This window comes from Shigella dysenteriae, from assembly GCF_022354085.1.
Classification (GTDB): Bacteria; Pseudomonadota; Gammaproteobacteria; order Enterobacterales; family Enterobacteriaceae; genus Escherichia; species Escherichia coli.
This window is the reverse complement of record NZ_CP055055.1, coordinates 3,525,812-3,546,691: the sequence shown is the minus strand read 5'-3', so window position 1 is coordinate 3,546,691 and position 20,880 is coordinate 3,525,812. Positions and strand designations below refer to the sequence as shown.

Below are 20,880 nucleotides of genomic sequence, written 5' to 3'. Positions count from 1 at the left end.
GGAATAACTCCCTATAATGCGCCACCACTGACACGGAACAACGGCAAACACGCCGCCGGGTCAGCGGGGTTCTCCTGAGAATTCTGGCAGAGAAAGCAAAAATAAATGCTTGACTCTGTAGCGGGAAAGCGTATTATGCACACCCCGCGCCGCTGAGAAAAAGCGAAGCGGCACTGCTCTTTAACAATTTATCAGACAATCTGTGTGGGCACTCGAAGATACGGATTCTTAACGTCGCAAGACGAAAAATGAATACCAAGTCTCAAGAGTGAACACGTAATTCATTACGAAGTTTAATTCTTTGAGCATCAAACTTTTAAATTGAAGAGTTTGATCATGGCTCAGATTGAACGCTGGCGGCAGGCCTAACACATGCAAGTCGAACGGTAACAGGAAGAAGCTTGCTTCTTTGCTGACGAGTGGCGGACGGGTGAGTAATGTCTGGGAAACTGCCTGATGGAGGGGGATAACTACTGGAAACGGTAGCTAATACCGCATAACGTCGCAAGACCAAAGAGGGGGACCTTCGGGCCTCTTGCCATCGGATGTGCCCAGATGGGATTAGCTAGTAGGTGGGGTAACGGCTCACCTAGGCGACGATCCCTAGCTGGTCTGAGAGGATGACCAGCCACACTGGAACTGAGACACGGTCCAGACTCCTACGGGAGGCAGCAGTGGGGAATATTGCACAATGGGCGCAAGCCTGATGCAGCCATGCCGCGTGTATGAAGAAGGCCTTCGGGTTGTAAAGTACTTTCAGCGGGGAGGAAGGGAGTAAAGTTAATACCTTTGCTCATTGACGTTACCCGCAGAAGAAGCACCGGCTAACTCCGTGCCAGCAGCCGCGGTAATACGGAGGGTGCAAGCGTTAATCGGAATTACTGGGCGTAAAGCGCACGCAGGCGGTTTGTTAAGTCAGATGTGAAATCCCCGGGCTCAACCTGGGAACTGCATCTGATACTGGCAAGCTTGAGTCTCGTAGAGGGGGGTAGAATTCCAGGTGTAGCGGTGAAATGCGTAGAGATCTGGAGGAATACCGGTGGCGAAGGCGGCCCCCTGGACGAAGACTGACGCTCAGGTGCGAAAGCGTGGGGAGCAAACAGGATTAGATACCCTGGTAGTCCACGCCGTAAACGATGTCGACTTGGAGGTTGTGCCCTTGAGGCGTGGCTTCCGGAGCTAACGCGTTAAGTCGACCGCCTGGGGAGTACGGCCGCAAGGTTAAAACTCAAATGAATTGACGGGGGCCCGCACAAGCGGTGGAGCATGTGGTTTAATTCGATGCAACGCGAAGAACCTTACCTGGTCTTGACATCCACAGAACTTTCCAGAGATGGATTGGTGCCTTCGGGAACTGTGAGACAGGTGCTGCATGGCTGTCGTCAGCTCGTGTTGTGAAATGTTGGGTTAAGTCCCGCAACGAGCGCAACCCTTATCCTTTGTTGCCAGCGGTCCGGCCGGGAACTCAAAGGAGACTGCCAGTGATAAACTGGAGGAAGGTGGGGATGACGTCAAGTCATCATGGCCCTTACGACCAGGGCTACACACGTGCTACAATGGCGCATACAAAGAGAAGCGACCTCGCGAGAGCAAGCGGACCTCATAAAGTGCGTCGTAGTCCGGATTGGAGTCTGCAACTCGACTCCATGAAGTCGGAATCGCTAGTAATCGTGGATCAGAATGCCACGGTGAATACGTTCCCGGGCCTTGTACACACCGCCCGTCACACCATGGGAGTGGGTTGCAAAAGAAGTAGGTAGCTTAACCTTCGGGAGGGCGCTTACCACTTTGTGATTCATGACTGGGGTGAAGTCGTAACAAGGTAACCGTAGGGGAACCTGCGGTTGGATCACCTCCTTACCTTAAAGAAGCGTACTTTGCAGTGCTCACACAGATTGTCTGATAGAAAGTGAAAAGCAAGGCGTCTTGCGAAGCAGACTGATACGTCCCCTTCGTCTAGAGGCCCAGGACACCGCCCTTTCACGGCGGTAACAGGGGTTCGAATCCCCTAGGGGACGCCACTTGCTGGTTTGTGAGTGAAAGTCACCTGCCTTAATATCTCAAAACTCATCTTCGGGTGATGTTTGAGATATTTGCTCTTTAAAAATCTGGATCAAGCTGAAAATTGAAACACTGAACAACGAAAGTTGTTCGTGAGTCTCTCAAATTTTCGCAACACGATGATGAATCGAAAGAAACATCTTCGGGTTGTGAGGTTAAGCGACTAAGCGTACACGGTGGATGCCCTGGCAGTCAGAGGCGATGAAGGACGTGCTAATCTGCGATAAGCGTCGGTAAGGTGATATGAACCGTTATAACCGGCGATTTCCGAATGGGGAAACCCAGTGTGTTTCGACACACTATCATTAACTGAATCCATAGGTTAATGAGGCGAACCGGGGGAACTGAAACATCTAAGTACCCCGAGGAAAAGAAATCAACCGAGATTCCCCCAGTAGCGGCGAGCGAACGGGGAGGAGCCCAGAGCCTGAATCAGTGTGTGTGTTAGTGGAAGCGTCTGGAAAGGCGCGCGATACAGGGTGACAGCCCCGTACACAAAAATGCACATACTGTGAGCTCGATGAGTAGGGCGGGACACGTGGTATCCTGTCTGAATATGGGGGGACCATCCTCCAAGGCTAAATACTCCTGACTGACCGATAGTGAACCAGTACCGTGAGGGAAAGGCGAAAAGAACCCCGGCGAGGGGAGTGAAAAAGAACCTGAAACCGTGTACGTACAAGCAGTGGGAGCCTCTTTTATGGGGTGACTGCGTACCTTTTGTATAATGGGTCAGCGACTTATATTCTGTAGCAAGGTTAACCGAATAGGGGAGCCGAAGGGAAACCGAGTCTTAACTGGGCGTTAAGTTGCAGGGTATAGACCCGAAACCCGGTGATCTAGCCATGGGCAGGTTGAAGGTTGGGTAACACTAACTGGAGGACCGAACCGACTAATGTTGAAAAATTAGCGGATGACTTGTGGCTGGGGGTGAAAGGCCAATCAAACCGGGAGATAGCTGGTTCTCCCCGAAAGCTATTTAGGTAGCGCCTCGTGAATTCATCTCCGGGGGTAGAGCACTGTTTCGGCAAGGGGGTCATCCCGACTTACCAACCCGATGCAAACTGCGAATACCGGAGAATGTTATCACGGGAGACACACGGCGGGTGCTAACGTCCGTCGTGAAGAGGGAAACAACCCAGACCGCCAGCTAAGGTCCCAAAGTCATGGTTAAGTGGGAAACGATGTGGGAAGGCCCAGACAGCCAGGATGTTGGCTTAGAAGCAGCCATCATTTAAAGAAAGCGTAATAGCTCACTGGTCGAGTCGGCCTGCGCGGAAGATGTAACGGGGCTAAACCATGCACCGAAGCTGCGGCAGCGACACTATGTGTTGTTGGGTAGGGGAGCGTTCTGTAAGCCTGTGAAGGTGTACTGTGAGGTATGCTGGAGGTATCAGAAGTGCGAATGCTGACATAAGTAACGATAAAGCGGGTGAAAAGCCCGCTCGCCGGAAGACCAAGGGTTCCTGTCCAACGTTAATCGGGGCAGGGTGAGTCGACCCCTAAGGCGAGGCCGAAAGGCGTAGTCGATGGGAAACAGGTTAATATTCCTGTACTTGGTGTTACTGCGAAGGGGGGACGGAGAAGGCTATGTTGGCCGGGCGACGGTTGTCCCGGTTTAAGCGTGTAGGCTGGTTTTCCAGGCAAATCCGGAAAATCAAGGCTGAGGCGTGATGACGAGGCACTACGGTGCTGAAGCAACAAATGCCCTGCTTCCAGGAAAAGCCTCTAAGCATCAGGTAACATCAAATCGTACCCCAAACCGACACAGGTGGTCAGGTAGAGAATACCAAGGCGCTTGAGAGAACTCGGGTGAAGGAACTAGGCAAAATGGTGCCGTAACTTCGGGAGAAGGCACGCTGATATGTAGGTGAAGTCCCTCGCGGATGGAGCTGAAATCAGTCGAAGATACCAGCTGGCTGCAACTGTTTATTAAAAACACAGCACTGTGCAAACACGAAAGTGGACGTATACGGTGTGACGCCTGCCCGGTGCCGGAAGGTTAATTGATGGGGTCAGCGCAAGCGAAGCTCTTGATCGAAGCCCCGGTAAACGGCGGCCGTAACTATAACGGTCCTAAGGTAGCGAAATTCCTTGTCGGGTAAGTTCCGACCTGCACGAATGGCGTAATGATGGCCAGGCTGTCTCCACCCGAGACTCAGTGAAATTGAACTCGCTGTGAAGATGCAGTGTACCCGCGGCAAGACGGAAAGACCCCGTGAACCTTTACTATAGCTTGACACTGAACATTGAGCCTTGATGTGTAGGATAGGTGGGAGGCTTAGAAGTGTGGACGCCAGTCTGCATGGAGCCGACCTTGAAATACCACCCTTTAATGTTTGATGTTCTAACGTTGACCCGTGATCCGGGTTGCGGACAGTGTCTGGTGGGTAGTTTGACTGGGGCGGTCTCCTCCTAAAGAGTAACGGAGGAGCACGAAGGTTGGCTAATCCTGGTCGGACATCAGGAGGTTAGTGCAATGGCATAAGCCAGCTTGACTGCGAGCGTGACGGCGCGAGCAGGTGCGAAAGCAGGTCATAGTGATCCGGTGGTTCTGAATGGAAGGGCCATCGCTCAACGGATAAAAGGTACTCCGGGGATAACAGGCTGATACCGCCCAAGAGTTCATATCGACGGCGGTGTTTGGCACCTCGATGTCGGCTCATCACATCCTGGGGCTGAAGTAGGTCCCAAGGGTATGGCTGTTCGCCATTTAAAGTGGTACGCGAGCTGGGTTTAGAACGTCGTGAGACAGTTCGGTCCCTATCTGCCGTGGGCGCTGGAGAACTGAGGGGGGCTGCTCCTAGTACGAGAGGACCGGAGTGGACGCATCACTGGTGTTCGGGTTGTCATGCCAATGGCACTGCCCGGTAGCTAAATGCGGAAGAGATAAGTGCTGAAAGCATCTAAGCACGAAACTTGCCCCGAGATGAGTTCTCCCTGACCCTTTAAGGGTCCTGAAGGAACGTTGAAGACGACGACGTTGATAGGCCGGGTGTGTAAGCGCAGCGATGCGTTGAGCTAACCGGTACTAATGAACCGTGAGGCTTAACCTTACAACGCCGAAGATGTTTTGGCGGATGAGAGAAGATTTTCGGCCTGATACAGATTAAATCAGAACGCAGAAGCGGTCTGATAAAACAGAATTTGCCTGGCGGCCGTAGCGCGGTGGTCCCACCTGACCCCATGCCGAACTCAGAAGTGAAACGCCGTAGCGCCGATGGTAGTGTGGGGTCTCCCCATGCGAGAGTAGGGAACTGCCAGGCATCAAATAAAGCGAAAGGCCATCCTGACGGATGGCCTTTTTGCATTGGCGCAGAAAAAAATACCTGATGCGACGCTGCGCGTCTTATACTCCCACATATGCCAGATTCAGCAACGGATACGGTTTCCCCAACTTGCCTACTTCCATACGTGTCCTCCTTACCAGAAATTTATCCTTAAGCTCCTCAATAACCATTTTCCTGCTAACTAAATTCATGGTTAAGGTTGCATAATGATACGCAACAAATGTATAACATTTTCTTTACCAAAAGAAATAAACAAAAGCGACCGACAAAAGCATCGGATTACGGCAGGAGACATAATGGCATGGCTGAAAGTACTGTAACGGCAGACAGCAAACTGACAAGTAGTGATACTCGTCGCCGCATTTGGGCGATTGTGGGGGCCTCTTCAGGTAATCTGGTCGAGTGGTTCGATTTCTATGTCTACTCGTTCTGTTCACTCTACTTTGCCCACATCTTCTTCCCTTCCGGGAACACGACGACTCAACTACTACAAACAGCAGGTGTTTTTGCTGCGGGATTCCTGATGCGCCCAATAGGCGGTTGGCTATTTGGCCGCATAGCCGATAAACATGGTCGCAAAAAATCGATGCTGCTATCGGTGTGTATGATGTGTTTCGGCTCACTGGTAATCGCCTGTTTGCCTGGTTATGAAACAATCGGTACGTGGGCTCCGGCATTATTGCTTCTCGCGCGTTTATTTCAGGGATTATCCGTTGGCGGAGAATATGGCACCAGCGCCACCTATATGAGTGAAGTTGCCGTTGAAGGGCGCAAAGGTTTTTACGCATCATTTCAGTATGTGACGTTGATCGGCGGACAACTGCTAGCCCTACTGGTTGTCGTGGTTTTACAACACACCATGGAAGACGCTGCACTCAGAGAGTGGGGATGGCGTATTCCTTTCGCGTTAGGAGCTGTGTTAGCTGTTGTGGCGTTGTGGTTACGTCGTCAGTTAGATGAAACTTCGCAACAAGAAACGCGCGCTTTAAAAGAAGCTGGATCTCTGAAAGGATTATGGCGCAATCGCCGTGCATTCATCATGGTTCTCGGTTTTACCGCTGCGGGCTCCCTTTGTTTCTATACCTTCACCACTTATATGCAGAAGTATCTGGTAAATACTGCGGGAATGCATGCCAACGTGGCGAGTGGCATTATGACTGCCGCATTGTTTGTATTCATGCTTATTCAACCACTCATTGGCGCGCTGTCGGATAAGATTGGTCGCCGTACCTCAATGTTATGTTTCGGTTCGCTGGCAGCGATTTTTACCGTTCCTATTCTCTCAGCATTGCAAAACGTTTCCTCGCCTTATGCCGCTTTTGGTCTGGTGATGTGTGCCCTGCTGATAGTGAGTTTTTATACATCAATCAGTGGAATACTGAAGGCTGAGATGTTCCCGGCACAGGTTCGCGCATTAGGCGTTGGTCTGTCATATGCGGTCGCTAATGCTATATTTGGTGGTTCGGCGGAGTACGTAGCGTTGTCGCTGAAATCAATAGGAATGGAAACAGCCTTCTTCTGGTATGTGACCTTGATGGCCGTGGTGGCGTTTCTGGTTTCTTTGATGCTACATCGCAAAGGGAAGGGGATGCGTCTTTAGTGACGGGTCAGTTGCCAGACGGTATAGCCGGTGCTTGCACCGGCGACATCCCAGGCCAAATCCTTCCAGCTCCAGCCGCTCCCTTCGGGGCGGCTATCCCAAAGCTCTTTTGACGCCCCCAAACTGACAGAGAACATCAATCCAAACATGGCACTGCGATCCCGGCTCATCCCCTGATGCTGTGAATATTCATTTCCGGCGGCGGAAAGCATCGCCGAGGCGATAAAGTGTTGAGCTTTATCCTGCCCGCTCCAGCTATCGTTAGCCATATGGCTGCATCCAGAAAGTAACAATAGCGAACAGACAAAAAGAATACGCAAAACGTGGCCTCCAAAAAACAAACCCCGTACAGGACGGGGTTGTGATTACAGGATGCGGCTAATTAATCGGTCGATGCGGATACGGCGCAAACGGCGGATGAGTTTACGAACCTTCACCGGATAATCGGCAATACTTTGCAGATCGCGATAGTGCTTAACGATGGTGGTATGCTCGCGGATCAGCTCCAGTTCTTTCTCTCGCTGTGGCGCAAGCTCCAGTTGCGGATCGTGGATCAAAATGGCGTTTTCCAGATCCAGACGCCAGGCGCGCGGGTTCAGGTTATTACCGGTGATCAACATCCACTTATCATCAACCCACATCCCTTTCAGGTGATAGGTGTTGTCGTCATCTTTCCATAACCGAACCACTAACTGGTCAGTATTGACGTAATACTGCAAACGGCTCAGGAAACGACGCAGATTGATCTCATAGAGATAAGGCAATGCGCCAATTATCTTGAAAGGTTCATCTTCCGGAATGTAGAAGTCGTTCGCGGTTTTATCACCAACAATAATTTCGACCTTTTTCCCTTCGCGCAGCAACTGGATAATATTGCGCACAAGGATTGCTGGCAGGTTGAAGTATGGCGTACAGATGGTTAGTTTCTGCTCGGCACAAGGCATAAGATGGAAAATGGTCTTGTTCAACAGACTCGATTTCCCCAGCCCCACTAGCGGCGTTACGGAAAGCTGATCGTTGTCGGCATCGCCCTGGAAATGATAAGCGGCATCACGCAGCTCCTGGCGGAACAGACGAATATCATTCTTGATTTCCGGGCTTTTTGGCCGATTAACATCATCCAGACGATTAACGCCGCGGCCATTCATAATATTCTGTGTAACCCATTCAAACATAATGTCTGACATCTTACGGTTACGGATAAGATGATAACGGTCGTAGCGATATTTATCGTGCTGATGCAGGTAAACATCGTTCAGGCTGGCACCGCTATAAAGTACGCTATCGTCGATGATAAAGCCTTTAAAGTGCAGAACACCAAGGGCTTCACGGGTATTGATTGGAACGCCATAAACCGGAACATCTACGCCCGGATTTTCCTGCGCCATGCGGCAGTACCAGTCAGCGTTAGTGTTAGATGCCGCAGCGCCAATGCGTCCACGTTGTGCACGATGCCAGTCGACCAGCACCCGCACATCCAGTTCCGGACGCTGCCTTTTAGCTTCATACAACGCGTTCAGAATGCCTTTGCCACCGTCATCCTGTTCGAGATACAGGGCGACAATGCAAATGCGCTGCTTCGCGCTGGCTATTTTTTCCAGCAGCGTCTCCCGGAAATCGGCGGGAGCGTAAAAGAAATCGACATCATCAACTGATTGAGAAATCTTGGGTAGTTGGGCAAGGTGTTGTTGATGTTTATTACGCTTAAATTTTGACAACATCACAGTGCATTTCTTCTCTGTTCATTGAAGGGTCCTCTGTGCAATGCAGACGACATAAGCGGGCAATAATAACACCAGTCCCGATTAAGTGGTCAACATTTCCAGTACCTTACTCATGATTCCTCGCGCTGGGCAAGATTTAGCGTAAGCCCAACGATCCCCTCTTCGAGCTGGATATCAACGTTAAACCCGAGCTTGCGGGCCAGCGCCACCATGCCACGATTATTTGGCATCGTAATACCATTCAGACGTTGTAGTCCGTGATCTCGCGTATAGGTAATCAACTTTTCCATTAAGCGTCGACCTAAGCCTAACCCTTTGAGATCCGAGCGAACCAGCACGGCAAATTCGGCATCGATGTTATCAGGGTCGGAGATCGCACGCGTGACGCCGAGGATCTCTTCCGTTTGATCAATACGTCGTACCGCTACAAACGCCATTTCCCGATCGTAGTCGATCTGCGTCATGTTGGCTAAATCTTCATGGGTAAATTCGTTGATCTCACTAAAGTAGCGGTAATAAAGATCTTCTTTGGTGACTCGCGAAATGAATTGCTGAAGTTGTGGCTCATCTTCTGGCAAAATCGGGCGGAACAAGCAGCGTTCACCGTTTTTCAATTCTACCCATTCTTCCAGCTGATGCGGATAAGGGCGCACTGCCAGCCGACTCTCGTTATCGCCTTCAAACGGCGCGATATCCAGCGTGACATCCAGCGCGGTAAATTCACTGCCAGAAGCCAGCAAAGGATGAATATCCAGACGCTGAATTTCCGGGCAATCGACAATCAAGTTGGAAACCTGCACCAGAAGCTGGCTCAAGCCTGCAACATCCAATGGGCGTAGCGCACTGCGCGCACGAATCTTTTTACTTTTGATCCCCTGAATAACCAGATAGCGGGCCAGGTTCATATTCAGCGGCGGCAGTGCGACGACGGCTTGATCTTCAGGACGCCACTCCACACCGCCTTCACCCAGCATGATCAACGGCCCAAAAACCGGATCGTGCTCAACCACAACCCGCAACTCCTGAGCGCCAGCACGGTTAGCCATACTTTGCACCAACAGGCCGTGGACCCGCGCCTGCGGCCAGGTCATTTTTACGCGATCGAAAATAGCGTTTGCCGCTTGCTGGACTTCATTGGCTGTACGCAGGTACAGCATGACGCCCTGAACTTCCGATTTATGTGGAATATCCGGCGAACGCAATTTCAGCGCCACCGGATAACCAATCTGTTCGGCAATATGCACCGCTTCGGTGCTATCACTAGCAATCCAGGTAGGGAGCGTGTTCATGCCATACGCTTGCAGGATGGGCTGAACTTCATGGGTATCGAGCGACGTAGCCCCTTCGGCAATCGCCTGTTGCAACAGAAGATGCGCTTTTGCGGTATTGGAAGTCAGATTGCTGGGCAACGCCGGCGTTTCGCGTAGTTGCTTCTGATTACGCCGGTACTCCACCATATGCATAAAAGCAGTGATGGTTCCTTCCGGGGTACGGTAGGTCGGCAGCCCGGCTTCGCTGAATAAACGTCGTGCCTCTTGCGAGGAGTGCTCGCCGCACCAGTTCGTCAGCAGAGAAACATACTTGCTGCGGGGATGATGCTTTACCGCTTCAATTAATGCTTGCGCACTTTCTGTTGCGGGAGCAGCGGCGCTGGGCGAATGAATAACCATCAGTGCATCAAAATCCTGGCTATGGAGCAGAATGTCCAGCGTTTTGACATAATGCTCGCTGCTGGCGTCATCGCGCAGATCGAGCGGGTTAGAGATTGCCACATGTCCTGGCAGTGCATCGCGCAGTTTCTGGCAGGTTTCTTCGCTTAGTGTTGCCAGCTTGCCATTGCGTGACCATAAGGCATCCAGCGCCAGCGCGGCAGGCGCAGCACCGTTGCTGATAATCATCAACCGGTCGCCACGCAGCGGGCGCATATGGCTAAGGGTTTCTACCGCCGAAAACAGTTCGTGGGTGTCCTGTACCCGCAACAAACCGGCACGCTGAATAGCCGCATCCCATGCCGGGTCCATTCCTGCCGTCGTGTTGAGCAGTCGCTGTGCCGCCGGGCTACGTCCGCTTTTAATCACCAGAATCGGTTTATTACGCGAGGCACTACGGGCCGCCGAAACAAAGCGTCGCGCGTCGCTTAACTGTTCGAGATAGAGCAGGATGGCGCTGGTTTTACTGTCGCGTGCCAGATAGTCAAGCAATTCATCAACGTCGATATCCAGGCTGTCGCCGAGCGCAATAAAGTAGGAAAAGCCCATCTCACGCTGTTGCGCCCAGTCGAGGATGGTGTTGGAGACGGCAGCCGATTGTGAAATAAACGCCAGCTTGCCGCGTTTAATCGGCACAGGCGAAAAGCTGGCATTCAGACCTTGCCAGGGAGCCAGTAAACCCAGACTGTTTGGTCCAAGCAGGCGCATGTTATGGCGCAGGGCGCAGGCGCGGAGATCTTCGTGTTGCGATGCCGGGGCGGAAAGAATAATGCAGGTTTTACAGCCTTTCTCGCCGAGCTCTTCCAGAAGAGCAAGATTACGGCTGGCATTGGTACATAAAACCGCAAGGTCGGGTGTAAAGGGCAAGCTGGCAATATCCGGCCAGGCCAACACACCCAACACCGCTTTCCAGGCTGGCGTCACCGGGAGTACCGGTCCGTTAAAGCCTCCCGCCAGCAGGTTACGCATCATCAGGTAACCTGCGCGATTGGGTTTCATCGACGCGCCAATTACCGCTATCGATTTTGGTCGCAGTAGTGCTTCCAGTCCTCGCTGACTCATACCGGTCTCCCGCAGAAGTGACCGAATGATTTTAAACGCTTTCTAACTGTTCTGCTGTGATGCTACCCAGATGTTGCGTTTTTCCTGCCAGATAGCGTGTTTTAAAGCGGGTAAAATGCTCGCCTAACCCTGCTGCCGCCCCGGTATCGCCGGCCATATCTAACAGTGCGATGGCTACTTCGGCAGTACAATATTGGCCTTCAGCCTGGGCTTCACGCAGGCGATAGGCAGAAAGCCGGGAAAGATCGACGGAAATGACGGGAAGATTATCCAGATACGGACTTTTACGAAACATCTTGCGAGCTTCCGGCCAGGTACCATCGAGCATGATAAACAGCGGTGGCTTACCGGCAGGTGGTGTGAAGATCACTTCCCGTTGCTCATCAGCATACGAGGCGGGAAAGACCACCATTGGCTGATAATCCGGGTTTTGTACCAGATCCAGCAAATCCTGCGAGGGTTCGGTACGCGACCATTGAAACGCAACGGTATCAGGCAAAATATCAGCAATCAGACGCCCGGTATTACTGGGCTTCATTGGCTCGGTGTCGAACATCAGCAAACAGAAGCGACTTTTTGCTTGTGCTGGGGTAATTGTCGAACAGAGACATAATTTCTCTGGCAAAAGACAGCGTTGGCAGCGACGAACGCGATTACCGCGGGCAAGAAAAGGACGTGTTGCGCGCGCAATACGCTCGGCACGTAACTGGAGAACAGCGTTTTCGGTCATAAGAGAGCGTCGAAAAAACGCCATTGTCGCAGAGGAGAAAACGGGGCACAAGATGCGCCCCGGTAAGATTAAAGAGATTCGTTCAGCCAGCTATCGAACGGCGCTTTCGGTACTGCGCCATTAAGCATGTCGACAACCTGACCGTTTTTGAAAATCATGATCGTCGGTATACTACGAATTCCAAAGCGACTGCTCAATTCACGTTCAGCTTCGGTATTCACTTTCACAAAGCGCACTTTACCGCTACGCTCTTGCGCGACATCTTCAAAAATTGGTGCGAAATTACGGCAGGGGCCGCACCACGGTGCCCAGAAGTCGATCACCACTGGTAGATCATCTTTCAGCAATTTGTCGAGCGTTTCACCGGTCGCATTAATCACCTCTCCGTCAAACAAGTCGTGACCGCAGCGTCCGCATTTTGCCGCATCTTCGATCCGATCGTCGGGAATGCGATTGATGGCCTGACAATGGGTACAAACGGTATTCATAACTAACCTCGGGATGAGTAAGGAGACTTATCGGCAACGACGCCGGTATGTTTCTAATATGTTACATATTATCGGGGACATTGTTCCAGACAACAATCTGTTTTATTCAATAGGTATGATAGTCGCAGGCTTTGGTACGAAATCATGGCGAACCGCGCGGACTTCGGGTAATCTGCGCGCTTCGCGCAGCGCTGGTGGAGAAAAGCATGAACGATGAAATGAAAGGTAAAAGCGGCAAGGTCAAAGTGATGTATGTCCGCAGTGATGATGATTCTGATAAACGTACCCACAACCCGCGTACCGGGAAAGGGGGCGGGCGTCCAGGAAAATCTCGTGCTGACGGTGGCCGTCGCCCCGCCCGCGATGACAAACAGAGTCAGCCCCGTGACCGCAAGTGGGAAGAGTCGCCGTGGCGCACGGTTTCCCGCGCGCCGGGTGATGAGACGCCGGAAAAGGCCGATCACGGTGGCATCAGTGGTAAAAGTTTTATTGATCCAGAAGTTTTGCGTCGTCAGCGTGCGGAAGAAACCCGCGTCTACGGCGAAAATGCATGTCAGGCACTGTTCCAGAGCCGTCCGGAAGCGATTGTTCGCGCCTGGTTTATCCAGAGCGTAACGCCACGTTTTAAAGAAGCCTTGCGCTGGATGGCGGCAAACCGCAAAGCGTACCATGTGGTGGATGAAGCGGAATTGACAAAAGCGTCAGGCACGGAACATCACGGTGGCGTTTGCTTCCTGATCAAAAAGCGTAATGGCACAACCGTGCAGCAGTGGGTAAGCCAGGCAGGTGCGCAGGATTGCGTTCTGGCACTGGAAAACGAATCTAACCCGCATAACCTGGGTGGCATGATGCGCAGCTGCGCGCACTTCGGCGTGAAAGGCGTTGTGGTGCAGGATGCGGCACTGCTGGAGTCGGGTGCGGCTATCCGTACCGCAGAAGGCGGCGCAGAGCACGTTCAGCCGATTACTGGCGACAACATTGTTAACGTGCTGGATGATTTCCGTCAGGCGGGTTACACCGTAGTGACAACTTCCAGCGAGCAGGGTAAGCCGCTGTTCAAAACCAGTCTGCCAGCGAAAATGGTACTGGTGCTGGGTCAGGAATATGAAGGGTTACCGGATGCCGCACGCGATCCGAACGATCTGCGCGTGAAGATTGACGGTACGGGCAACGTTGCCGGGCTGAATATCTCTGTTGCAACAGGCGTTTTGCTTGGTGAATGGTGGCGTCAGAATAAAGCCTGATAAATCAGCCGGGTGACAACTCTGCCATCCGGCATTTTCCCGCAAATTTACTCACTCTCTGCCGGTAATACTGGCATCCAGTCAATCGGCGTCTCGCCACGTTGTTCCAGCCACTGATTTGCCAGCACAAAATGGTTACAGCCAAAGAATCCACGATGCGCAGAAAGCGGTGACGGATGCGGTGCTTTCAGTACGTGATGGCGTTGCTTATCTATAATCGCCCCTTTCTTTTGCGCATGCGATCCCCACAACAAAAACACCACGCCTTCGCGATGCTGGTTAATCAGGCTGATCACTTTATCGGTGAAGGTTTCCCAGCCGAGGCTGGCGTGGGAATGCGCCTGACCTGCGCGTACCGTCAACACAGTATTGAGTAGCAGAACGCCCTGACGCGCCCAGCTTTCAAGATAACCATGATTAGGGCGGGTGAAGCCCGGAATAGTATTTTCCAGCTCTTTATACATATTCAGCAGTGACGGAGGAGTGGCGATTCCGGGGCGAACGGAAAATGCCAGCCCATGCGCCTGTCCCGGTCCGTGATAAGGATCCTGGCCGAGAATCACCACTTTAACGTCACCCAACTCGGTAAAGCGGAACGCGTTAAAGACATCTTTTTGTGGTGGATAGATAGTGACGCCGGACTGCCGCTCGCTGGCGACGGTCTGAAGGGTATTAAGAAAATAGGGTTGCTGCTTCTCTTCAGCCAGCACGTCATGCCAGGTTAATTCGTTAGCCATCTCGCTCTCCTGCGAATCTTCAATCCGCCTAGCTTAACTGCTTCTTTCTACAGAACAAAATCATGCTCATTTTTTAGACTTAAACGAGTGCAAAAAAATGTAAATTGGTAAAATTTCACACCCGCATAAGTTGATGTAAAACAATAAAATCCATTTGCGACCACACTTGATGTGTGGTTTTTATTGATTTAAATCAAAGAATCAAGGGTGTTTGAGGAGTATATATACACTCAAGCAACAATGGTTTTACCAATTGGCCGCGACAGGCTGAACAAATCAAATAATTTTGCCGGGGAGGCATCACATGATTACAGGTATCCAGATTACTAAAGCCGCTAACGACGATCTGCTGAACTCTTTCTGGCTGCTGGATAGCGAAAAAGGCGAAGCGCGTTGCATCGTTGCGAAAGCAGGTTATGCAGAAGACGAAGTGGTTGCAGTAAGCAAACTGGGTGACATTGAGTACCGTGAAGTTCCAGTAGAAGTGAAACCAGAAGTTCGCGTTGAAGGTGGTCAGCACCTGAACGTTAACGTTCTGCGTCGTGAAACTCTGGAAGATGCAGTTAAGCATCCGGAAAAATATCCGCAGCTGACCATCCGTGTATCCGGTTATGCAGTTCGCTTTAACTCTCTGACTCCGGAACAGCAGCGCGACGTTATCGCTCGTACCTTTACTGAAAGCCTGTAAGGCTTAAGTAGCAAGTTACTAAGCGGAAGAGGGCGACCTCTTCCGCTTTTTTTCATTAATAGAAAATGCGTACCGCGCAATAGATCAGCAGCAGCGCCAGCACGATATTTAACTGGCGACCATACTGGCGAAACAATCGCTGAAACAGATGCCCCGCCAGCGCCCAGCACACATTACCAAACGTCCCAATCATTGCCAGCAAAACGCTGACGCCAACTATCCAGCTTAACGCCTGTGTTTGCGGCAGAACAAATGTCGACAGTGCCGTAACACCGTACAAAATGATTTTGACGTTCACAAACTGCAAAGCAAAGCTGGCCCAAAAACTGATTGGTTTTGTCTGAAGCCCGTCTTCCTTTGTTGGACTGGTAGCGATTTTCCACGCCAGCCAGACAATATATGCCGCCCCCGCCCAACTCAACAGATGCACAGCTGCCGGGTCGATAACAGCCAGTGAAAACGAAATGCCCGCACACAGCAACATGACGATTAAAAATCCCAGACTCATCCCTGCCAGCACACGGGTACTCTGACGAAATCCGTGCGTTGTGGCTGAGCTAAGGGCGAGAATATTGTTCGGTCCTGGCGTCATGGCGGTAATCAGGGTGTAAGTCCAAAAAGCACTTAAAAGGGTCGGTGTCACTTGTTATCTCCTCTGTTTTGGTAGACAGTATCCGACACGGAATATTTAAAAAAATGAATGTTTTTACATTCTAAATTCGATATTTTCGATAGGTTTGGGGTTATGGATCTGCGCCGTTTTATTACGCTTAAAACCGTGGTGGAAGAGGGTTCCTTTTTGCGAGCTTCGCAAAAATTGTGCTGCACACAATCGACGGTGACTTTTCATATTCAGCAGCTTGAGCAGGAGTTCTCAGTCCAGTTATTTGAGAAAATTGGCCGACGGATGTGCCTCACTCGCGAAGGTAAAAAGCTGCTGCCGCACATTTATGAACTCACCAGAGTGATGGATACCCTTCGTGAGGCTGCCAAAAAGGAGTCGGATCCGGACGGGGAACTACGCGTTGTTTCGGGCGAAACGTTGCTCTCTTACCGAATGCCGCAGGTGTTGCAGCGTTTTCGGCAACGTGCCCCAAAAGTGCGTTTATCGTTGCAGTCGCTGAACTGTTACGTGATCCGTGATGCGCTACTGAATGATGAGGCCGATGTTGGCGTCTTTTATCGTGTAGGGAATGATGATGCTCTGAATCGACGAGAGTTGGGTGAACAATCACTGGTGCTGGTGGCTTCACCGCAAATTGCAGATGTCGATTTTACTGAGCCGGGAAGACATAACGGCTGTAGCTTTATTATCAACGAACCGCAATGTGTCTTCCGGCAGATATTTGAGAGCACGCTGCGCCAGCGGCGGATCACGGTGGAAAACACCATTGAGCTTATAAGTATCGAAAGCATCAAGCGTTGTGTCGCGGCGAATATCGGAGTCAGCTACCTGCCGCGTTTTGCGGTGGCAAAAGAGTTGGAGTGCGGAGAATTAATTGAATTGCCTTTTGGCGAACAGTCGCAGACCATTACGGCCATGTGCGCACACCATGCTGGAAAAGCGGTTAGCCCGGCGATGCACACTTTTATTCAGTGTGTTGAAGAGTATTTTGTGGTTGCTTAAAAAAACAATGCCGGGCTTAAACCCGGCATTGAGATTACTCTTCTGTCGTTTGCGGTGGCACGCCCGTTCCGCTTGGTTTACGGCGCTTACCAATATTTTTGGTATCGCGATGGCGTTTTTTCACCCGCGGCTTCTCTTTCTCTTTAGCTTTTTTCTTCTCGGCGCGTTTTGCCAGTACTTTCTTCGATGGCTTGCCGGTCTGCTTCTCGCTTGGTGCACGCGTTTTCGGGCGTAACTCATCAATTACGCGAGCTTTAATTGGCTCTTCAATATAGCGACCAACTTTGCCCAGCAGCAGATGGTCATGGGCTTCCACCAGCGAAATTGCGGTGCCTTTACGACCGGCGCGCGCGGTACGTCCGATACGGTGCAAATAAGTATCGCCACTGCGCGGCATATCGAAGTTAAAGACGTGGCTGACGTCAGGAATGTCGATACCGCGCGCGGCAACATCGGTTGCAACCAGTACGTTTACGCGACCTTCGGTCAAACGTTTGATCGCTTCGTTACGCTTGCCCTGTACCATCTCACCTTCGAGATAGCAGTTGTTGATGCCCGCTTCGCGCAGCCAGTTTGCCAGCTCATGCACACGCTCACGCTTACGCACAAACACAATTGAGCGGGTCGCTTCCGGCTGTTTTAACAGATGCACCAGCAATGCGGTTTTATGTTCCAGGTCATCGGCGCGGTAATACCACTGATGAATTTTTTTGCGCTCACGGGTGGACGGATTGGCAGAAACCTCCACCGGATCTTCCAGCAGACGCTCGGCAAAGTCCTGAATCGCATCGCCTTCCAGAGTTGCCGAAAAGAGCAGGGTCTGTTTACGCCAGCGCGTTTCGCCAGCAATATGTTCGATATCCTGAGCGAAGCCCATATCCAGCATACGGTCTGCTTCGTCGAGGATCAGCGTTTCAACCGCGCGGCAATCGAAGTTCTCTTCTTTTATGTATTGCAGCAGACGTCCGGTCGTGGCGACCACGATGTCCTGATTTTCGCTGAACACTTCCGCGTGGTTCATATAGGCTACGCCGCCGGTGATGGTGGCGATATCCAGATGCGTATGTTTCGCCAGTTCGCGGGCATGATCGGCCACCTGCATCGCCAGCTCGCGAGTTGGGGTGAGGATCAAAATACGCGGCGGACCGGATTTCTTACGCGGGAAATCGAGCAGGTGCTGCAACGCTGGCAGCAGATACGCCGCCGTTTTACCGGTGCCTGTCGGCGCAGAACCGAGTACATCACGGCCATCGAGCGCAGGCGGAATGGCGGCAGCCTGAATGGCGGTCGGGCGAGTGAAACCTTTATCCTGGAGGGCTTCCAGCAGGCTTTCGTCGAGTTCAAGTTCGGAAAAAGTCGTTACAGTCATGTTCTACCTCTGTGTGGGGCGCTGATTATAGACGTTACGGCTGCAATCTTCATCTGTTTGTATGGATATCGCTTCTCGGGTATTGTTCTCACCCGGTGCTATCGCCGTTTTTCCTGCAAGGTTTTATTTTCATGTCACAGTCTACATCCGTGCTTCGTCGTAATGGATTTACTTTTAAACAGTTTTTTGTTGCTCACGATCGCTGTGCGATGAAAGTGGGAACGGATGGCATATTGCTGGGCGCATGGGCACCGGTGGCTGGGATAAAACGTTGCCTTGATATCGGTGCGGGTAGTGGCTTGCTGGCACTGATGCTGGCGCAGCGAACCAGTGACAGCGTGATAATTGATGCCGTTGAGCTGGAAAGTGAAGCTGCCTCTCAGGCGCAGGAAAATGTCGCCCAGTCCCCGTGGTTAGAGAGAATTAACGTCCATACGGCGGATATTCAGCAGTGGGTAACACAGCAGACCGCGCGCTTTGATTTAATCATCAGTAACCCACCTTACTATCAGCAGGGAGTAGAGTGCTCGACACCTCAACGGGAACAGGCTCGCTATACTACTACGCTTGATCACCCATCGTTGCTGGCCTGTGCGGCGGAGTGCATTACCGAAGAGGGATTTTTCTGCGTGGTGCTGCCAGAGCAGATTGGTAATAGTTTTACGGAGCTGGCATTAAGTATGGGCTGGCATTTACGTTTGCGGACGGATGTGGCGGAAAACGAAGCGCGACTGCCGCATCGGGTGCTGCTGGCATTCTCCCCGCAGGCGGGAGAATGCTTTAGCGATCGCTTAGTCATTCGTGGGCCAGACCAGAACTATTCCGAAGCGTATACGGCGCTGACCCAGGCTTTTTATCTGTTTATGTAATGATTGCCGGGAGAAAGGATCGATGGACCGGAATGCGTGAGCAGTTCCGGGTAATCCAGCGTAAAATGCAGGCCACGACTCTCCTTGCGCATCATCGCACAGCGAACAATCAACTCGGCAACCTGTACCAGATTACGCAGCTCCAGCAAATTATTTGAGACGCGGAAATGGGCGTAATATTCGTCTATTTCTTGTTGGAGCATTGTTATCCGCCGCAGGGCGCGTTCCAGGCGCTTCGTTGTGCGCACAATGCCAACGTAATCCCACATAAACAGCCGTAGCTCGTGCCAGTTATGCTGAATTACTACCCGTTCGTCAGGGTTCTCAACGCGGCTTTCATCCCACGGCGGTAACGTACTGACGCCGTGGGCATAAGGCATACGTCTGGTGATATCTTCTGCCGCCGACCAGCCATAGACCAGACACTCCAGCAATGAATTCGAGGCCATGCGGTTAGCGCCGTGTAAGCCGGTATAACTCACCTCGCCAATGGCATACAAGCCCTCGACGTCCGTCCGCCCATGATCATCAACCATTACACCACCGCAGGTATAATGTGCAGCAGGCACAATCGGTACCGGTTCTTGTGTGAGATCAATCCCCAGCCCGAGCAATTTTTCATAAATCATCGGGAAATGCTGGCGAATAAAATCGGCGGGCTTATGGCTGATATCAAGGAACATACAATCCGCGCCGAGGCGTTTCATTTCATGGTCAATGGCGCGGGCGACAATATCGCGCGGGGCCAGTTCGCCGCGCACATCAAAATCGGGCATAAAACGCGTGCCATCCGGGCGCTTGAGATAAGCGCCTTCGCCGCGCAGTGCTTCCGTTAACAGGAAATTGCGTGCCTGTGGGTGATACAGCGCGGTAGGGTGGAACTGATTAAATTCGAGATTGGCAACCCGGCAGCCTGCGCGCCACGCCATAGCAATGCCATCGCCAGAAGAAATATCCGGATTGGTGGTGTACTGATAAACCTTCGACGCACCGCCGGTTGCCAGCACCACCGCTTTTGCGTGGCAGGTTTCCACCTTTTCTTTATTTCGGTTCCATACCCACGCGCCAACAACCCGTCGCGTGCCCGGCAGGCCAATTTTGTCAGAAATAATCAGATCAACCGCGTTGCTGCGCTCCAGCACGCGAATATTCGGATGGTTCAGCGCCTTGCTCACCAGCGTGGTTTCTACTTCTCTACCAGTTGCGTCGGCGGCATGAAGAATACGACGGTGACTATGTCCACCTTCACGGGTCAGATGGTAGCTTTCTTCGCCATTCGGCTGAATGTGGGTATCAAATAACACCCCCTGGTCGATTAGCCATTGCACACAGGATCGTGCATTGCTGGCGACAAATTCAACTGCATGGCGATCGCAAATACCAGCCCCGGCAATCAATGTGTCTTCCACATGCGAGTCAATGCTGTCAGTTTCATCAAACACGGCGGCAATACCGCCCTGGGCATAAAATGTTGAACCTTCCGTTACCGGGCCTTTACTTAGAACGATGACCTGATGCTGGTCAGCCAGGCGTAGCGCCAGTGAAAGCCCGGCTGCGCCGCTACCGATAATCAACACGTCACATGAATGTTCAGGGAGAGTATTCATTTTCTTTGTTTAATTTACTAAACACGGTTTGGTCAGCATAGCATCATGTTGTGCGAATAAACACCTGCTATTTTA

Annotated in this window: 13 protein-coding genes, 1 tRNA gene, 3 rRNA genes and 1 pseudogene; 9 read left to right on the top strand and 9 right to left on the bottom strand. The window is 51.8% G+C overall.

Translation table 11 applies throughout. The features are described from left to right. Positions 1 to 318: 318 nt before the first annotated feature. The 5 genes from HUZ68_RS16935 to kgtP all read left to right on the top strand — a co-directional run bounded on the left by HUZ68_RS16935 (position 319) and on the right by kgtP (position 6,951). A 16S ribosomal RNA gene (locus tag HUZ68_RS16935) occupies positions 319 to 1,860 on the top strand. 85 nt (positions 1,861 to 1,945) lie between these two features. Then, positions 1,946 to 2,021: transfer RNA gene (locus tag HUZ68_RS16930), tRNA-Glu, on the top strand. Between the two features lie 193 nt (positions 2,022 to 2,214). After that, positions 2,215 to 5,117: ribosomal RNA gene (locus tag HUZ68_RS16925) — 23S ribosomal RNA — on the top strand. Positions 5,118 to 5,211: 94 nt separating this feature from the next. After that, positions 5,212 to 5,327: ribosomal RNA gene (gene rrf / locus HUZ68_RS16920) — 5S ribosomal RNA — on the top strand. Together the 16S, 23S and 5S rRNA genes with 1 tRNA gene alongside form the textbook arrangement of a ribosomal RNA operon. Before the next feature lie 325 nt (positions 5,328 to 5,652). After that, positions 5,653 to 6,951, top strand: a complete 1,299-nt coding sequence (kgtP, locus tag HUZ68_RS16915; RefSeq protein ID WP_000841103.1) for an alpha-ketoglutarate permease — start codon at positions 5,653 to 5,655, stop codon at positions 6,949 to 6,951. Here the strand turns inward: kgtP and HUZ68_RS16910 are convergent. The 5 genes from HUZ68_RS16910 to trxC form a co-directional block, all read right to left on the bottom strand. Continuing rightward, positions 6,948 to 7,271 carry a YfiM family lipoprotein gene (locus tag HUZ68_RS16910; protein WP_001300818.1) on the bottom strand — a complete coding sequence of 108 codons (324 nt, stop codon included), beginning with the start codon at positions 7,269 to 7,271 and terminating at the stop codon, positions 6,948 to 6,950. The genes kgtP and HUZ68_RS16910 overlap by 4 nt on opposite strands. A 45-nt stretch (positions 7,272 to 7,316) precedes the next feature. Further along, positions 7,317 to 8,672, bottom strand: coding sequence for a CDP-diacylglycerol--serine O-phosphatidyltransferase (pssA, locus tag HUZ68_RS16905; protein WP_000949265.1), 1,356 nt, complete (start codon positions 8,670 to 8,672; stop codon positions 7,317 to 7,319). A gap of 113 nt (positions 8,673 to 8,785) precedes the next feature. Then, a complete protein-coding gene (gene patZ / locus HUZ68_RS16895; protein WP_000082981.1) occupies positions 8,786 to 11,446 on the bottom strand; it encodes a peptidyl-lysine N-acetyltransferase PatZ in 2,661 nt (886 codons plus the stop codon). A gap of 31 nt (positions 11,447 to 11,477) precedes the next feature. Next, positions 11,478 to 12,176: a tRNA-uridine aminocarboxypropyltransferase gene (gene tapT, locus HUZ68_RS16890; RefSeq protein ID WP_000138184.1), complete on the bottom strand. Its 699-nt coding sequence runs from the start codon at positions 12,174 to 12,176 to the stop codon at positions 11,478 to 11,480. Between the two features lie 68 nt (positions 12,177 to 12,244). Continuing rightward, entirely contained in the window at positions 12,245 to 12,664 is a 420-nt protein-coding gene (trxC, locus tag HUZ68_RS16885; protein WP_001098726.1) for a thioredoxin TrxC, read from the bottom strand. A gap of 206 nt (positions 12,665 to 12,870) precedes the next feature. On the opposite strand from trxC, the gene HUZ68_RS16880 reads away from it, so the two are divergent. Continuing rightward, positions 12,871 to 13,908, top strand: coding sequence for a tRNA/rRNA methyltransferase (locus tag HUZ68_RS16880; RefSeq protein ID WP_000997418.1), 1,038 nt, complete (start codon positions 12,871 to 12,873; stop codon positions 13,906 to 13,908). 47 nt (positions 13,909 to 13,955) lie between these two features. On the opposite strand, the gene ung is transcribed toward HUZ68_RS16880, so the two are convergent. Continuing rightward, positions 13,956 to 14,645 (bottom strand): uracil-DNA glycosylase, encoded by a 690-nt coding sequence (ung, locus tag HUZ68_RS16875; protein WP_001262723.1) that lies wholly within the window; start codon positions 14,643 to 14,645, stop codon positions 13,956 to 13,958. Positions 14,646 to 14,949: 304 nt separating this feature from the next. Between ung and grcA the strand changes: the two genes are divergently transcribed. Then, entirely contained in the window at positions 14,950 to 15,333 is a 384-nt protein-coding gene (gene grcA, locus HUZ68_RS16870) for an autonomous glycyl radical cofactor GrcA (RefSeq protein WP_000627807.1), read from the top strand. A gap of 55 nt (positions 15,334 to 15,388) precedes the next feature. Here grcA and eamB read toward each other — a convergent pair whose 3' ends face one another. Beyond that, on the bottom strand, positions 15,389 to 15,976 hold the full coding sequence (eamB, locus tag HUZ68_RS16865) for a cysteine/O-acetylserine transporter (RefSeq protein WP_001613622.1): 588 nt from the start codon (positions 15,974 to 15,976) through the stop codon (positions 15,389 to 15,391). 102 nt (positions 15,977 to 16,078) lie between these two features. Between eamB and HUZ68_RS16860 the strand changes: the two are divergent. Then, positions 16,079 to 16,951, top strand: a pseudogene (locus HUZ68_RS16860) (LysR family transcriptional regulator); the annotation flags it as partial. A 43-nt stretch (positions 16,952 to 16,994) separates the two neighbouring features. Here the strand turns inward: HUZ68_RS16860 and srmB are convergent. Continuing rightward, positions 16,995 to 18,329 (bottom strand): ATP-dependent RNA helicase SrmB, encoded by a 1,335-nt coding sequence (srmB, locus tag HUZ68_RS16855; RefSeq protein WP_000219193.1) that lies wholly within the window; start codon positions 18,327 to 18,329, stop codon positions 16,995 to 16,997. Between the two features lie 131 nt (positions 18,330 to 18,460). Here srmB and trmN point away from each other — a divergent pair, with 131 nt between their 5' ends. Then, complete coding sequence (trmN, locus tag HUZ68_RS16850) at positions 18,461 to 19,198, top strand: tRNA(1)(Val) (adenine(37)-N(6))-methyltransferase TrmN (RefSeq protein ID WP_033815565.1); 738 nt, start codon at positions 18,461 to 18,463, stop codon at positions 19,196 to 19,198. Here the strand turns inward: trmN and nadB are convergent. After that, positions 19,183 to 20,805: an L-aspartate oxidase gene (gene nadB, locus HUZ68_RS16845; protein WP_001094486.1), complete on the bottom strand. Its 1,623-nt coding sequence runs from the start codon at positions 20,803 to 20,805 to the stop codon at positions 19,183 to 19,185. The genes trmN and nadB overlap by 16 nt on opposite strands. Positions 20,806 to 20,880: the final 75 nt, after the last annotated feature.